Source organism: Streptomyces sp. NPDC032940, assembly GCF_040636935.1.
Lineage (GTDB): Bacteria > Actinomycetota > Actinomycetes > Streptomycetales > Streptomycetaceae > Streptomyces.
Genome location: NZ_JBEZVJ010000017.1, coordinates 22,423 through 37,454, shown reverse-complemented (window position 1 = coordinate 37,454; position 15,032 = coordinate 22,423). Strand labels below are relative to the sequence as shown.

The 15,032-nt window shown below is 73.2% G+C and carries 13 protein-coding genes; 5 read left to right on the top strand and 8 right to left on the bottom strand.

The window, feature by feature from the left end; translation table 11 throughout:
* Positions 1 to 50: 50 nt before the first annotated feature.
* A complete protein-coding gene (locus tag AB0E77_RS20900; protein ID WP_361572785.1) occupies positions 51 to 3,092 on the bottom strand; it encodes an NACHT domain-containing protein in 3,042 nt (1,013 codons plus the stop codon).
* A gap of 43 nt (positions 3,093 to 3,135) precedes the next feature.
* Positions 3,136 to 3,810, bottom strand: a complete 675-nt coding sequence (locus tag AB0E77_RS20895; RefSeq protein ID WP_361572783.1) for an HAD family acid phosphatase — start codon at positions 3,808 to 3,810, stop codon at positions 3,136 to 3,138.
* Between the two features lie 556 nt (positions 3,811 to 4,366).
* Between AB0E77_RS20895 and AB0E77_RS20890 the strand changes: the two genes are divergently transcribed.
* Positions 4,367 to 5,041 carry a M23 family metallopeptidase gene (locus tag AB0E77_RS20890; protein WP_361572781.1) on the top strand — a complete coding sequence of 225 codons (675 nt, stop codon included), beginning with the start codon at positions 4,367 to 4,369 and terminating at the stop codon, positions 5,039 to 5,041.
* A 125-nt stretch (positions 5,042 to 5,166) separates the two neighbouring features.
* Here the strand turns inward: AB0E77_RS20890 and AB0E77_RS20885 are convergent, their stop codons facing one another.
* Positions 5,167 to 5,763, bottom strand: coding sequence for a helix-turn-helix domain-containing protein (locus tag AB0E77_RS20885; protein WP_361572779.1), 597 nt, complete (start codon positions 5,761 to 5,763; stop codon positions 5,167 to 5,169).
* 144 nt (positions 5,764 to 5,907) lie between these two features.
* Between AB0E77_RS20885 and AB0E77_RS20880 the strand changes: the two genes are divergently transcribed.
* Together AB0E77_RS20880 and AB0E77_RS20875 are read left to right on the top strand one after the other, a co-directional pair.
* Entirely contained in the window at positions 5,908 to 7,506 is a 1,599-nt protein-coding gene (locus tag AB0E77_RS20880) for an MDR family MFS transporter (RefSeq protein ID WP_361572777.1), read from the top strand.
* Positions 7,507 to 7,581: 75 nt separating this feature from the next.
* Entirely contained in the window at positions 7,582 to 7,947 is a 366-nt protein-coding gene (locus AB0E77_RS20875; protein ID WP_361572775.1) for a DUF1801 domain-containing protein, read from the top strand.
* 67 nt (positions 7,948 to 8,014) lie between these two features.
* Here the strand turns inward: AB0E77_RS20875 and cseC are convergent, their stop codons facing one another.
* The 5 genes from cseC to AB0E77_RS20850 all read right to left on the bottom strand — a co-directional run bounded on the left by cseC (position 8,015) and on the right by AB0E77_RS20850 (position 12,610).
* Entirely contained in the window at positions 8,015 to 9,379 is a 1,365-nt protein-coding gene (gene cseC, locus AB0E77_RS20870) for a two-component system sensor histidine kinase CseC (protein WP_361572773.1), read from the bottom strand.
* A gap of 8 nt (positions 9,380 to 9,387) precedes the next feature.
* Complete coding sequence (cseB, locus tag AB0E77_RS20865) at positions 9,388 to 10,092, bottom strand: two-component system response regulator CseB (RefSeq protein ID WP_361572771.1); 705 nt, start codon at positions 10,090 to 10,092, stop codon at positions 9,388 to 9,390.
* A 52-nt stretch (positions 10,093 to 10,144) separates the two neighbouring features.
* On the bottom strand, positions 10,145 to 10,810 hold the full coding sequence (locus AB0E77_RS20860) for a hypothetical protein (RefSeq protein ID WP_361572769.1): 666 nt from the start codon (positions 10,808 to 10,810) through the stop codon (positions 10,145 to 10,147).
* Entirely contained in the window at positions 10,798 to 11,337 is a 540-nt protein-coding gene (locus tag AB0E77_RS20855; RefSeq protein WP_161166322.1) for a SigE family RNA polymerase sigma factor, read from the bottom strand. The genes AB0E77_RS20860 and AB0E77_RS20855 overlap by 13 nt, the downstream gene beginning before the upstream one ends.
* A gap of 304 nt (positions 11,338 to 11,641) precedes the next feature.
* Positions 11,642 to 12,610 (bottom strand): A/G-specific adenine glycosylase, encoded by a 969-nt coding sequence (locus AB0E77_RS20850; protein WP_361572767.1) that lies wholly within the window; start codon positions 12,608 to 12,610, stop codon positions 11,642 to 11,644.
* A gap of 118 nt (positions 12,611 to 12,728) precedes the next feature.
* Here AB0E77_RS20850 and AB0E77_RS20845 point away from each other — a divergent pair, with 118 nt between their 5' ends.
* Both AB0E77_RS20845 and AB0E77_RS20840 read left to right on the top strand, forming a co-directional pair.
* Positions 12,729 to 14,369 carry a histidine kinase gene (locus AB0E77_RS20845; protein ID WP_361572765.1) on the top strand — a complete coding sequence of 547 codons (1,641 nt, stop codon included), beginning with the start codon at positions 12,729 to 12,731 and terminating at the stop codon, positions 14,367 to 14,369.
* A complete protein-coding gene (locus AB0E77_RS20840) occupies positions 14,366 to 15,031 on the top strand; it encodes a response regulator transcription factor (protein WP_361572763.1) in 666 nt (221 codons plus the stop codon). The genes AB0E77_RS20845 and AB0E77_RS20840 overlap by 4 nt, the downstream gene beginning before the upstream one ends.
* The last annotated feature ends 1 nt before the right edge of the window (position 15,032 follow it).

Genomic DNA, 15,032 nt, shown 5'->3' with positions numbered 1-15,032 from the left:
GTGAAGGGGCCGCTCCGGGACTTCGGTCCCGGAGCGGCCCCTTCGCCGTGTCAGCGGTCGCTCACCGTCACCTCGGCGCCCGGGAAGAGAGCCCTGAAGGCGGCGGCGTCGGGGCGGGGCCCCGGGGCGCCCTGGACGTCGACGACGCGGACGCCGGGCAGGCGCGACGGCAGCATGGAGAAGTCCTCGCCACCCCGGAGTTCGGCCAGACGGAGCTCGGTGATCCCGGGCAGGACCGGCATGGGTCCGAGTCCGTCCCGGAAGAGGCGCGCGTTCAGCTGGAGCCGGGTCAGCAGCGGAAGCCGGCCGACCTCGGCCCAGTCGTCCGCGGTCAGCGGCGCCGTGGGGGCCAGGCTGAGCACCTTCAGCCGGACCCAGTGGGACAGGCCGCGCAGCCCGGTCTCGTCCGTCGTGCCGCGGCCCAGGAAGAGGAAGTCCAAGGGAGCGGCGGCGGGCAGGACGTCCGTCAGACACCTTCCGGCCACGGGGTGCGTCAGCGACAGCAGGCGGAGCGAGTCCAGCCGCCGCAGGCCGTCGACGTCGGCGACCCGGCCGACGACGAGCTGGTGGAGCGGCAGCCCCGCGAGCCGCCCGAATCCGCGCGCGGACCAGCAGTCGATCACCACCAGCCGCCGCAGCGAGGGAAAGGCAGTGAGCGGACCCAGATCGCCCGCCCCCGGGTTGTACAGCAGGCGCAGCGTCTCGACGACATCCGGTTCGGTCACCGCGGCGATGACGTCCGCGAGGCACTGCCGTCCCCGGAACTCCAGGCGGTGCCACGGCGACAGGCCCGCGGCGACCGTGCGCTGGGCCCCGGTGGCGCAGGTCAGCGTGAGGCCCGTCCGGTCCAGGTGCTCCAGCACCTCGACGGCGTACTCCCGTGCCTCGAACCGTTCCCAGGTCCCCACCAGCTGGCGCCGCACGTCAAGCGAGGGGTGCTTCCGGTACCGGCGCAGCACGGCGAGGCTCCCGTCCGGTTCGTACTCCGCGAGCAGCGAGGCCGTCACCGTCACCCCGTGGGCCTCCGCGTCCGTCAGGCCCTCCGGGCCCGGCAGCAGCTCCAGCACCAGGGGGCCCGCCTCGGCCAGTGTCTTCGCCTCCTCCTTCGAGCCGGGAGGGATCAGCGCCCCCGCCCGCGTCTCCACCTCCGCCCGCACCGCGGGGTCCAGCGCGGTGGCGTGTTCCAGGCAGGCCAGGGCCAGCAGGGTCAGCCGCGGGGTGTCCTGGGCCAGCAGCCGGCGCAGCAGCACCGCACGCTCGCCGGGACGGGCGTGGGCGACCGCCATGCGGATGACGTCCTCCCACCGGGTGTCCTGGGCGTGGCCGGCCAGGACGTCCAGGTGGCCCTCCTCCACCGCGTACCGGGCGCCCAGGTAGTCCTGGAAGGTGCGGTGGACGAATTCCAGCACCCCTTCCTCGGGCCGGCGCAGCAGCCCGCTGCGCAGCAGGAGGGTCCGCAGGACCGTCGCCGCGTCGCCCTGCCCGGCCGCCGCGGCGACCGACGGCAGGCAGCGCTCCACGATGCCCTCGGCGGTTCCCATCTCCATCTCGGTGAGCCCGCTCAGCACCAGGGCGTAGGCGAGCCGTTGGAGCAGCTCGAGCTGGGCCTCCTCGCCCAGCTCCAGCGCGTCCATGCCTCGCTCCCGGTCGCGGCGGGCCAGCAACATGGTGAGGGCGGCGTCGTACAACTCCTTGCGGCCGGTGGGGAGATAGCCGCGACGCTCGCGATGCAGGGCGCAGATCAGGCCGCACATCAGCGGGTTGGTGGCGAGGCGGGCCAGGTCGCGCTTGGTGCGCAGGGAGTCCAGCAGCCGCTGCTCGTACTCCGGGGCGCGGGCTGCCTCGTGCCAGCGGTGGACGAAGGTGGCGACCTCCGACCGGCCCATCGGAGCGAGGGAGAGTTCCCCGAAGCGTTCCTGGGCGAGCCAGTCCGCGCGCACGGCGGTGGGCCGGGTGGTCAGCAGCCAGTGGTTGCCGGGGTAGGCGTGGAGGAGGCCGCTCAGCCAGTCACGCGTGGCATGGCGGTCGGCCTGCGAGATCTCGTCCAGGCCGTCGATCATGACCAGTGCGCGGCCCGCCGTCAGGACACGTTCCGCCCAGCCGTCCGGCGGTGACAGCGGGCAGCCGACCGCGCTGAGGAAGGCGGACGGGGCCGGCAGGGGGCCGGTGCGGAACAGGGTGCGCAAGGGGAGGACGAAGGGGACGCGCGTGCCCTCCCGGGCCGCGGTCACCGCCAGCCACTGCACCAGGGTCGTCTTGCCGGAGCCCGCGTCGCCGCGCAGCAGCACACGGGGTTCCTTGTCGAGTGCCGCGCCGGCGGGCATCCGTCCGGTGCGGGCCGGCGGGTTCTCGCCCGGCACGGCGTCCCGGCCGGGTTCCCCGTCGACGGTCGCCTCCAGGCTCAGGTACGCGACCTCCAAGGGCCAGCGGTCGGGGGAGTCGCGGAGGTCGAGGCCGTAGATGGTGAGGTGGTTGTGCCGGTCGGCCACGTACGGCAGGTACCGGCGCTCGAACGCGGTGTCCCGGGTGTCCGGGCGCGGGGTGCGGACGATCAGCTCGTCGACCTTGGCGATCAGTTCCCTCTGGGACCGCGTCTGCTCCACCAGCGTCCGCGCCACGAACGTCGAGCGTCGGGTGAAGAACTCCAGGATGTGCAGGCAGGCCCACTCCGTCGCGGAGTCGAGGAAGTGGCCGGCGTCGGTGGACAGGCCGTCACCGGCGCCGGGGGCGTGCCGGCGCAGCTGGGCGGCCAGCTCCCGGTGGCCGAGCCGGACCGCCTGGACGTCGTCCATGTCCAGGTCGCCGAGGGCCGTCAGACGGGCCGTCAGGGCGTGGGTGACGGCGTCCGCCTCGTCGCCCGCGAAGGGCGGCTCGCCGGGGGAGTCGAGGGCCGTTCCGACCAGCCGCCCGGCGAGCCTGGCCACCTCTGCCTCGCCGAGGTGGCGCCGCTCGCCCCGGAAGGACACCAGACGGGTCAGCCGGACGGGCCTGTCGGTCAGCCCGGCGCCCGGCCCGTCCGTCACGAACAGCTTCTTCACCAGCGGGGCGACCAGGGAGGACGCCAACTTCCCGCCGAGCACCGCCGGTTCCATGCGCCACCCCCGTGGTAGGTCGACGCGGGGAGCCTATCGGGGGTCAGGACAACTGGCCGTCGTAGTCCGGAAGCTTGAAGGTCTTCTCGGCGTGGCCGCCCGACAGGTCGGTGGGCGTGTTGCCGATGTTGGCGATGATCGTGTAGCCCTTCGACTCGATGTTCGCGCGCTGCGCGGTCTTGTACTCGGCCACGTCGCGGAACAGGTCGAGGAAGCCGCGGACGTAGAGGCCGGAGGACTCGTAGCCGGCGTGGTCGAGGTTCCACTCGGTGGGCGCCTGGATGATGCCCGGCCGGGCGGTCACGAAGAAGAGGGCGACGCCGTGCTCCTGGGCGTACCGGGCGGCCTCCAGGACCGGACGGTTCGCGGGCTGCGGATAGCTGAAGCCGAAGTCGGTCTCCAGGGACGTGTTGTCGATGTCGAGGACGATCGCCTGCTTCTCGCCGGGGGCGGCGTCGGCGATCCGCGCCTTCAGATAGGGCAGCGCCTGGTCCATCACGGCCCGGCAGTCCCGCTGCCAGGTGGTGTAGTCGACGTCTGCGGCGGCGGCCGTGGAGGCCGTAGGGGCGGCGGGGGCCGCGTCGGCCGGGATGACGGCCACGGCCAGTGCGGCCGTCGTGACGGCGGCGGTGCCGAGGGCGCGCCGCCGGGTGCGCCCGGACCGCCCCGCGCGGTCCGTCCGGCCGCCCTGTCTGGTCTGTCCGTTCTGTTCGGTCATGGGGGGTGGGGTCCTCTCATGAACTGCGCGGATGCCTGACGGCACCAAAGTTGACGCGTGCATGCTCGCCTGGGCAAGTGGCGGGACGGCAACGTTTGGGTTACTGGCGAGTAGTGCCACGTGAAGGGCCCGATCCGTGTGGCCTCGGCCACGATCGGGGGTGACTGAACGCCCTTGTGCGAGGGGTGGGTTAACCGGAAACGGAGTAGCCCGGGTCACATCCACCGGCCTGTCGATCATGGCCTCCGGTGACGTGCCGCACAGGTCATTTGGCCGGTACTACGCGGAATAGTCGACGCCGCAAGAACTAAGAAAACGGACAGATCGCACTGGAGTGGTGGGCTGTATGCAGGGCTCTGAGCTGGTTTTGTCCGTAATAGCTGGTCTGTAGTGACTCAGGAAGTTTCACGCTGAAGTACTAGATAGGGTCGTAGATCACACCTTTGTGCTGGTACGGCCCGGCGGGTTACCAATGTGGAGCCCGCCCGGTGAGTGCCTGTGCATCCGCCAGCACCCCCGAGGGGCGTTCCTGTGTTCCCGTCCCCATGAGGTTCGAATGTTCTCGCGTGTCACGTCCCCCCGCTCCTCCCGTACGACCACCGTCCGCACCCGCGCCGCCGTGATGGCCGCCGGCCTCGGAGCCTCGGTCGCACTGGGAGCAGGGGTCGCGGCCGCCAGCGGCACCACGGCGGCCTCCGGCACCTCCACCGTCGCCAACGCCGTCGAGGCCCAGGCCGCGGCGCAGGCGAAGGCGGCGAAGGCCGAGAAGGCCTCCGCGAGCGCCAAGAAGGCCGCCGCCAAGAAGAAGGCGGCCTCCTGGGTGGACCCGGTCAAGAAGTACGCGCTCAGCGCCAAGTTCGCCCAGAACGGCGGCATGTGGGCGCACAAGCACAGCGGCCAGGACTTCGCCGTGCCGATCGGCACCAATGTCGTGGCCGCCCACGGCGGCACCGTCGTCAAGGCCGGCGGCAACGGCGCCGGTGACGGCCCCGCCTACGGCAACGCCATCGTCATCAAGCACGGCAACGGCACGTACTCCCAGTACGCCCACCTGTCGCGCATCGACGTGAAGATCGGCCAGGTCGTGAAGACCGGCCAGCACATAGCCAAGTCCGGCAACACCGGTAACTCGAGCGGTCCGCACCTGCACTTCGAGATCCGCACGACGCCGAACTACGGCTCGGCCGTCGACCCGGTCGCCTTCCTGCGCGCCCACGGCGTGACCGTCTGAGCGTGACGGAACGCGGCCGCCCGGCCGGGATCCGGACTCCCCGGGCCTGACCGGCGGAACGTGACCGGCCGGATGCGGTCGGTCACGCGTCGTCCGTCAGGCGCCCCCGGTCGTGCGCGGGCCGGTCAGTCCCCGGCACCTCGGTGCGCCTGTGCCACCAGATCGGTGGCGACCTCGAGCACGGCCTCGCGCTTGCGCTCGGGGTCGGCCTCCAGGTCCTGGAGGGCGAACATCCCGGCGTGCAGGGTGAACAGCGCACTGACACAGCGGACCTGGTCGACCAGGTCCGCTTCCGGGTCGATGAGGATGTCCCGCAGGCCCAGCACCCGGGTCTTGAACATCTCCCCGATGCGCAGTTCCCGCAGTGCCGCCTGGTTCTCCTGCATGAAGCGGAAGAGCGGCGCCGCGCCCGCCAGCGCCTCGCTGTAGCGGCGGACGATCTCCTGCTTGGTCTCCAGGGTGTGCGGCTGGAGCCGGCCCCATTCGATCAGGTCCTCGATCGGCCGCGAGAGATCCTCGAAGATGCTGACGAGGATCTCTTCCTTCGTCTTGAAGTGGTAGTACAGCGCCGCCTTGGTGACGTCGAGGCGCTCGGCGATCTCACGGAGCGAGGTCTTCTCGTACCCCTGCTCGGCGAAGAGCTCGAGCGCCACGTCCTGGATGCGCTGGCGGGTGTCCCCGCGGCGCCGCTGCTGCTTGGTGGTGTCCATCGTGCCGCCCATCCTCCTACGCACCTCCTGCTCCGCGCACGCGCCGAGAACTTACTTGACGCCCGGCTAGTGAGGTTCTACCTTCCTAGTGTAGTCAGCTTGCCGGGCGGCAAGTAAGTAGCGATGCGCACAGCGGTAGCTGGGGGAGTGGCAGCGATGACGGACACGGCGACGGGCAACGCCGTCGACACCGACGGCGGGAAACAGCCGAAGAGCGTGCGGGTGGTTCTGCTCGCGCTCATGATCGCGATGATGCTCGCGATGCTCGACAACATGATCATCGGCACGGCGATGCCGACGATCGTCGGCGAGCTGGGCGGCCTGGAACACCTGTCGTGGGTGGTGACCGCCTATGCCCTCGCGACCGCGGCGTCCACCCCGCTCTGGGGCAAGATCGGCGACATGTACGGGCGCAAGGGTGCGTTCCTGTCCTCCATCGTGATCTTCCTGATCGGCTCGGCGCTCAGCGGCATGGCCCAGGACATGGGCCAGCTCATCGGCTTCCGCGCCGTCCAGGGTCTCGGCGCCGGCGGTCTGATGGTCGGCGTCATGGCGATCATCGGCGACCTGATCCCGCCGCGGGAGCGCGGCAAGTACCAGGGCATGATGGCCGGCGTCATGGCGCTGGCGATGATCGGCGGACCGCTGGTCGGCGGCACCATCACCGACCACTGGGGCTGGCGCTGGGCCTTCTACATCAACCTGCCGCTCGGCGCGGTCGCGCTGGTCGCGATCACTGCCGTACTGCACCTGCCGAAGAAGCGCAGCGACGCGCGCATCGACTATCTGGGCGCCGTACTGCTGACCGTCGGCATCACCGCCATCGTGCTGGTGACCACCTGGGGCGGCACGGAGTACGCCTGGACCTCCGCGCGCATCATGGAGCTGATCGGCATCGGTGTCGCCGCGCTGGTCGGGTTCGTGTTCTGGCAGACCCGGGCCGCCGAGCCGGTCGTGCCGCTGCACATCTTCCGCAACCGCAACTTCACGCTGATGTCCCTCATCGGCTTCATCACCGGCTTCGTGATGTTCGGCGCCACCCTCTTCCTGCCGCTGTACCAGCAGGCGGTGCAGGGCGCCTCCGCCACCAACTCCGGGCTGCTCCTGCTGCCGATGCTGGGCGCGATGCTCGTCACGTCCATGGTCGCCGGCCGGCTGACCACCAGCACCGGGCGCTACAAGATCTTCCCGGTGGCCGGTGGCGCGCTGATGACCGTCGGACTGTTCCTGCTGTCGCTGATGGACACCGGGACCACCCGCTTCACCTCCGGCCTCTACATGGCCGTCCTCGGTCTCGGCATGGGCTGCCTGATGCAGATCACCATGCTGGTGGCGCAGAACAGCGTCGAGATGAAGGACATGGGCGTCGCGTCCTCGACCACCACCCTCTTCCGCACCCTCGGCTCCTCCTTCGGCGTCGCGATCATGGGCGCCCTGTTCAACCACCGGGTCCAGGACGTCATGGCCGAGAAGGCCGGGGGGCTGGGCTCCAAGGTGACCGAGCAGTCGGCGCAGCTGGACGCGGCGAGCCTGGCCAAGCTGCCCGCCGCGGCGCGCGAGGCCTACCAGCACGCGGTGTCCGCCGGTACGCACGGAGCGTTCCTGCTGGGCTCGGTGGTGGCCGTGCTCGCGCTGATCGCGGCCGTGTTCGTCAAGGAGGTCCCGCTCAAGGGGACGGGGCCGAAGGCGGCGGACGGCCCGGCCGGCGACGGCGACACCGCGACGCCGAAGGCGCCGGTGACCGAGTCGGTGTGACCCGCCCGTCCGTCACTAGGGCCTCCTGGCGGTTCCGGCCGCCGGAGGCCCTTCGCCGTGGCATACCCTCACGGCATGGTGCGGAGCGAGGCCGGCGACGTCGCCGGTTATCTGACGGAGGTGCCCGAGGGGCGCAGGGCCGCGCTGGCCGGGGTGCGCGCGCTGTGCCTCGAGGAACTGGCGGGATTCGACGAGGTCATGGCGTACGGGATGCCCGCCTACGAGCGGGACGGCGCCTGCGAGATCGCGTTCGCGAGCCAGAAGCAGTACATCTCGTTCTACCTCATGCGCGATGACGTCCGTGCGGCGTTCGAGGAACGGCTGGCCGGCCAGGACATGGGCAAGGGCTGCCTGCGGTTCCGCAAGGCCGAGGACATCGACCACGACCTGCTGCGGGACCTGCTCAGAGCCACCGCGGCCCGGCCCGGCCGGACCTGCTGACGCCCGCGGACCACGCCGTGCGCACCGGGCCCCGGCCCGCCCGGTGCCAGGCCCGGCCCGCCCGGCGCTACGCCCCGCCCGCCACCCGGTCCGGCAGCATCGGATAGCTCCCCGTGTTCGTCGGCGCGTGTTCCGGCAGCCACAGCACCGCCACCGCGCCCTCGGCCGGGATGTGCTCGGGAGCCCCGGCGGGCCGGACGTTGCGGAAGGTGAGCCGGGCACCGAGCACCCGGGCCTGCCCCGCCGCGATGGTCAGCCCCAGCCCGTGCCCGCGCCCGGCCCGGTCCGCGCTGCCGGTGCGGAAGCGGCTCGGGCCGTCGGCGAGCAGGTCCTCGGGGAAGCCGGGGCCGTGGTCGCGGACCCGGATCACCCGGCCCTCGACGCTGACCTCGATGGGCGGCCTGCCGTGCCGGGCGGCGTTGGCGAGCAGATTGAACAGCACGCGCTCCAGCCGCCGCGGGTCGGTGGTGACCTCCGACTCGTGCACCACCAGCACACGCACGGCCGGGTCCCTGGCCGCCACCCGCCGGCTGACGAAGTCGCCCAGCATGATGTCCTGCAGCTCGGCCCGCTCCGAGGCGCCGTCCAGCCGGGCCACCTCCAGCACGTCCTCCACCAGCGTGCGCATGGCCTTCGCCCGGTCCAGCACCAGCTCGGTCGGCCGGCCCGGCGGCAGCAGCTCGGCGGCGGTCAGCAGCCCCGTCACCGGCGTGCGCAGCTCGTGCGCGATGTCCGCGGTGACCCGGCGCTCGGCCTCCAGACGCTGCTGAAGGGCGTCCGCCATCGCGTCCACGGCGGACGCGAGGTCGTCGGTCTCGTCCCGGACGACGCCGCCGATGGCGTCCCTGACGCGGACGTCCGGCTCGCCCTTCGCGACCTGGTTGGCGGCGGCCGCGGCCTTGCGCAGCCGGCGCGACAGCTGCCCGCCGATGAGCACGCCGAGCGCGCTGCCGCCGAGGACGACCGCGATGGAGCCGATGACCAGGGCCTGGTCGAGATCCTTGAGGATGTCGGCGCTGCGGTCGGTGAACCCGGAGTGCAGGGACATCACGTGCCCGTCCTTGAGCGGCACGGCCGCCCAGATGTCCGTCACGCCGTTCGCCCGCTCGGAGACGAAGGTCGCCCGGCGCCCGGCCTCCACCTTCTTGCGCAGCCCGGCCGGCAGCTCGGGGTCGTCGATCTGGGCGTTCGGGAAGTTCAGGCGGCCGGAGAGCTCGTAGTTGCGCTGCGCGATCAGGACGCGGTCGTCCGCGAGGTCGCGCGCGTTGTCCAGCATCGACACCCGGGCCGCGTTGTGCACGACCAGGCTCAGCGCGACCGCCACCAGCGCGCCGACCAGCGCGATCGCCGCGCTGAGCTTCCACCGCAGCCCCGTACGGATGCCCGCGCGCCTCAGGGGCGAGGCGGCCAGGCGTCGGATGAACCCCCGCATGTCCCCGCTCAGGCCTTCAACTTGTAGCCGAAGCCGCGGACCGTCTCGATCCGGTCCTGGCCGATCTTCGTGCGCAGCCGCTGCACATGGACGTCGACGACGCGGGTGTCACCGCCCCAGCCGTAGTCCCAGACCCGCTCCAGCAGCCTGTCGCGCGACAGCACGGTGCCCGGCGCGGAGGAGAACTCGAGCAGCAGCCGCATCTCGGTCGGAGTGAGCGCCACCGGCCGCCCGGCCCGCCGGACCTCCATGCCGTCGGTGTCGACCACCAGCTCGCCGAAGGTGAGCACGCCCCCGGTGTCCGCGACGGACCCCGCGTCGGCCCGGTCGCCGCCGCCGGCGTGGCCGAAGCGGCGCAGCACCGCACGGATGCGGGCGACCAGGACGGCCCCGTCGAAGGGCTTGGTCACATAGTCGTCGGCGCCCGCCTCCAGGCCCAGCACGACGTCGATGGAGTCCGCCCGCGCCGACAGCATGATCACCGGCACGGTGGACTCGTCGCGGATCCGGCGGCACAGGCTGACGCCGTCGAGGCCGGGGAGCATGACGTCCAGCAGCGCGATGTCCGGGCGGTCGGCGCGGAACGCCTCCAGGCCCGACAGCCCGTCGGGCATCGCGGTGACCGCGAAGCCGTCGCGCTCCAGGGCGAGCTGCGTGGCCTCGCGGATGACGTCGTCGTCCTCGACGAACAGGACGTGGGTCTGGTCTGCCATCCCGGTGCTCTCAGTCCTCGTTGTCATGGTCGGTTGCGGGCGCGGTCACACGTCAGCTTTCCGGTGCCGGGGTGGGCTCCGCCCCCACGGCGTTGCTGTAGTCGTTGTGCGTGCGGTAGGCCTCGGTGAAGCGGCCCGCGGACCAGCGGTACGTGATCACGTTCTCGCCGGACGGGCTCGACACCGGGTCGCCCTTCTCGTAGACCTGCTTGCTCACCACCAGGTCGCCGCGGTCGATCTCGGCGTAGACCGGAGGCTCCTCGGCCTGGAACACATTCTCGTACCCGCCGTCCTTCTCGCGGTACACGTAACTCCCCACGCCCACGCCGTCACTGCAGGTCAGCACATTGACGACGACGTCCTCCGCGGTGCCCGCGGTCAGCTCCCCGTACGACACGTCCACCGGGTACTCGTCGGCGACGCACGGCTTCAGCTCGCGCTTGACCTCCGCCGAGACCTTGGGATCGGCCTTGACCAGCCGGACCGCGTCCACCCGGTCGGGGACCCGGGACGGGGAGACCACGGGCGTCGGGGAGGCGGAGGCGACCCCGCCGACCGCGTCCGCGTGGGCCGGCCCCTCGTCGCGCGCGCCGGTGCCGCCGGCCGCACAGCCGGAGAGGGAAACGCCGACGGCGACGAACACGGCCACCGCCGTACTCGTCGCCCGCACGCTCTTCCGGGTCTCCCCGGGTGTCCGACCGTCGGTCAGGCCGCGCAACGCTCCCGCTCCTCACGCTCCAGCGCCCGCGCGTCCAGATCGCGGGCGACCAGCTCCTCGCGGAGCCGGGCGAGCGCCCGGTGCAGCGTGCTCTTGACCGTTCCCGCCGACATGCCGAGGGCGGCGGCGGTCTCCTCCGTTGACATCTGCTCCCAGTGTCGCAGCACCACGACGCTGCGCTGCTTCGGGGCGAGCACCTTCATCACGTCCATCAGCAGGGCGCGGTCCGCGTGCTGCTCGGTGGAGTCGTCCACACAGGACTCCGGGAGCTGCTCGGTCGGCACCTCCTCCAGCTTCCGCGCCCGCCACCACTCGGTCCGCGTGTTGATCATCACCCGGCGCAGATAGGCGTCCGCCAGCCGCTTGTCCTCGATGGTCTCCCAGCGGCCGTACGTCCGCGCCAGCGCGGTCTGGAGCAGGTCCTGGGCGTCGACGGGGTCGGGGACCAGGCGTCGGGCGCTGCGCAGCAGCGCGTCCTGCCGGGTACGGACGTACTCCTCGAACTCGAGCACCTCGCCCTGCGCCATGGTCAACCGCCTTCCGATCCCCGTTTACCGGCGGTTGGTCACCCGCCGGCCCACTGCCTGTGCTGCAAAGCCGTCCCGTGCCCTCGGGCACGGAAACGAAGGTAGGGAAGCGTTGTCACGGCGCTGTGCGAAGCAGCCTGCGGCTAACCCTCGGCTGTCCGTCGGTTGTGTAACGAAGCAGGTAACCGGGCACCGCAGTGGGCGAATTGGGTGCGGTAAAGGGTGATTTGTCCGGCGGGTCGTTGTGACACAGACCGTCACGGCGGTGCCCGCCGTGACGTGTCGGCTGTGCCCCCGCTGTGCGTCAGCTCAGCGGCAGCCGGTACATCCCGTCCGCCAGCGGCTCCACCAGGCCGTCGGCGACCAGGCCGTCCAGGGCGCGGGCGCGCTGGACCGGCTCGTGCCACACCCGGTCCAGCGCCGCCTGCGGCACCGGCCCGTGCGCCTCACGCAGAACCGCGAGCAGCCGGCCGCGCACCTGCCGGTCGGTGCCCGCGTAGGTCTGCCCGCGGCGCGGCGGCCCGTCGTGCGCGGGCTTGCCGGCCAGCCGCCAGGCACACTGCGCGGCGATCGGACAGCGGTGGCACGACTCGTTGCGCGCCGTGCACACCAGCGCGCCCAGCTCCATGGAGGCCGCGGCCCAGCGTGCGGCGCGCGCCTCGTCCTCCGGCAGCAGCGCGCGGGCCAGCTTCCGTTCGGCGGCGGTGGTCGCGTTCGGCGGGTACTGCACCCCGGTGACCGCCCGGGCGAAGACCCGGCGGACGTTGGTGTCCAGCACGGCGTGCCGCCGGCCGTAGGCGAAGGAGGCGACCGCGGCGGCCGTGTACTCGCCGATGCCCGGCAGCGCCAGCAGCTGGGCGTGGTCGGACGGTACGTCCCCGCCGTGCCGTTCCGTTATGGCGGCGGCGGCGCCGTGCAGACGCAGGGCGCGGCGCGGGTAGCCGAGCCGGCCCCAGGCGCGGACGGCCTCGCCGGGGGCCTCCGCGGCGAGGTCCGCGGGACGCGGCCAGCGGGCCATCCACTGCTCGTACACGGGCAGGACCCGGCTGACCGGCGTCTGCTGGAGCATGAACTCACTGACCATCACGCCCCACGCACCGGCTTCCGGGCGCCGCCACGGCAGGTCGCGGGCGTGCTCGTCGAACCAGTCGATGACGGGGGAGTGCAGCGGTTCACCGGACACGGCCGGCCCGGCGGCCGGGGCGGCCGTGTCCGGCGGGGCGGCGGCGGGGTCGGCCGGACCGGTGTGCGAGGGCTTCGTGGGCGCAGTCATGACCCTCCGATCCTGCCACGGGAGGAGGCCCGCGCGGGCGAACCGCCACCCGCGCGGGCCGCGGCACCTGACGATCGGCAGGGGCGCCGCCGCCCCCACCGCTTGTAGCGTCGGGGGCATGCGACGCCCTCGGCGGTCCCCGCCCCCCGAGCCCCACGGCCCCACGGGCGCCGGCGGCACCCCGCGCGCCCTCCGCCGGTTCCGGCCGGCCGCCCGAGGTGTCCTGCTGTGGGCGGTCCTCGCCGTCCCGGCGGTCACGGCGGACGGCCTCGGCCTGAACGAGCCGCGCTCCGTGGGGCAGCAGCTGGCCGGTCTGGGCGTGCTCGCCGCGGCCGTCGCGATCGCCCGCCGCCGCCCCCTCGCGGCGTTCCTCCTGGCCGCGGCCCTGAGCCTGATCGCCGCGCCCGCCCTGTTCAGCGTCTCCTACGGCCCCGCGCTCGGCGTCCTCGCCCTGCTCCTGGGCCTGCGAGCGCCCGGGGCACGCCCCGCCGCGGCCGCCTTCGCCGCGGTGGGCGCCGTCGGCACGGCCCGGATCGCGCTGACCGGCGCGGACCCGGCCCCGGAGTGGCTCGTCATGACCGGCACGCTGCTCTTCGGCTGTGTCTTCCCCTGGCTCGGCGGGCGCTACTGGCGGCAGAGCCGCGCGCTCGCCGAGGCCGGCTGGCTCAGGGCGGCCCGGCTGGAGGACGAGCAGCGGCACACCGAGGAGCGGGCCCGGCTGCGGGAGCGGGCCAGGATCGCCCAGGACATGCACGACTCCCTCGGCCACGAGCTGAGCCTGATCGCCCTGCGCGCCGGCGCCCTCCAGGTCGCCCCCGGGCTCGCCCCGGACCACCGTGCCGCCGCGGCCGACCTGAGGGCGGCGGCCGCCGACGCGACGGACCGGCTGCACCGCATCATCGGCGTGCTGCGCGAGGCCGACGAGCCGGCCCCGCTGACCCCGGCCGGTGAGAGCGTGGCCGAACTCGTCGCCCGTGCCGCCGAGTCGGGGCTCCCGGTGCGCTGGGAGCCGGCGGACACCGCACCCGCCCCGGACCCGGCCGGTGTCGCCGGGCGGCTGCTGCACCGCGTGGTGCGCGAGGCGCTGACCAACGCGGCCCGGCACGCCCCGGGCGCCCCCGTCGTCGTCGCGGTCACCGGACAGGCCCACGGCACGACGGTCACCGTCACCAACGGCCGGGCCACCGAGGCGGCTTCGCCCTCGGCGGGCGGTTCCGGCCTCCTCGGGCTGCGCGCCGCCGTGACCTCCGTCGGCGGCGACCTCGAGGCGGGCCCGCACGACGAGGGCTTCCGGGTCCGGGCGTACGTCCCCGCCCAGGACGCCGGAGCGCCACGCGCCGCCGCCCCGCCCGCCGCCCCCTTCACCCGGGCCCGCCGCCGCGTCGCCCTCGGGCTGGGCGCCGCCGCCGGCGCCGGGGTCGTCCTGGTCGGCGCGGCCTTCGGCTGGTACGCGTACACGGAGACGCACTCGGTGCTCAGCCCCGCCGCGTACGCCGAGTTGTCCCCGGGGACGCCGCTCGCGCAGATCACCGACGTGCTGCCCGACCGCGCGGTGCACGACCCGCCCTCCGACCGGGCGCCCGCGCCGCCGGAGGACACGGACTGCCGCTACTACCGGGCGAGCGGTGAACTCCTCGTCTCCGTCGACCACTTCAGGCTCTGCTTCGACGACGAGGGCCGCCTCGTCGCCAAGGACGTCGTCCCCCGCGTCGGGCTCTCCGGCGAGGGACGCGAGGAATACGAGGAGTTCGTACGGTGATCCGGGTCCTGCTGGCCGACGACGAGGCGATGGTGCGGGCCGGGGTGCGGGCGATCCTGGCGAGCGGCGGCGAGAGCGAGGTCGTCGCGGAGGCCGGCGACGGCCGGGAGGCGGTCGAACTCACCCGCGCCCACCGCCCCGACGTCGCCCTGCTCGACATCCGCATGCCCCGCCTGGACGGCCTCGCGGCGGCCGAGGAGATCGTGCGCACGGTCCCCGGCACGGCTGTCGCCATGCTGACCACCTTCTCCGAACAGGCCTATGTGGCCCGCGCGCTGTCCGCGGGAGCCACCGGCTTCCTGCTCAAGTCCGGTGACCCGTACGAACTGATGGCGGGCGTACGGGCCGTGGCGGACGGCGCCGCGTTCCTGTCGCCGAAGGTGGCCCGGTACGTCATCGAGGACCTCGGCAGGGGCGGGGGCCGCCTCGCCCGCGCGGAACACGCACGAGCGCGCGTGGCGCGGCTCAGCCCCCGCGAACGCGAAGTGCTCGGCCTCGTCGGCGCCGGCCTGTCCAACCCGGAGATCGCCGCCCGGCTGCACCTCGTCGAGGGCACGGTCAAGGCGTACGTGAGCGCGGTCCTGGACCGGCTGGACGTCCGCAACCGGGTGCAGGCGGCGATCGTGGCGTACGAGGCGGGACTCGTCGAACCGGACGCGTGAG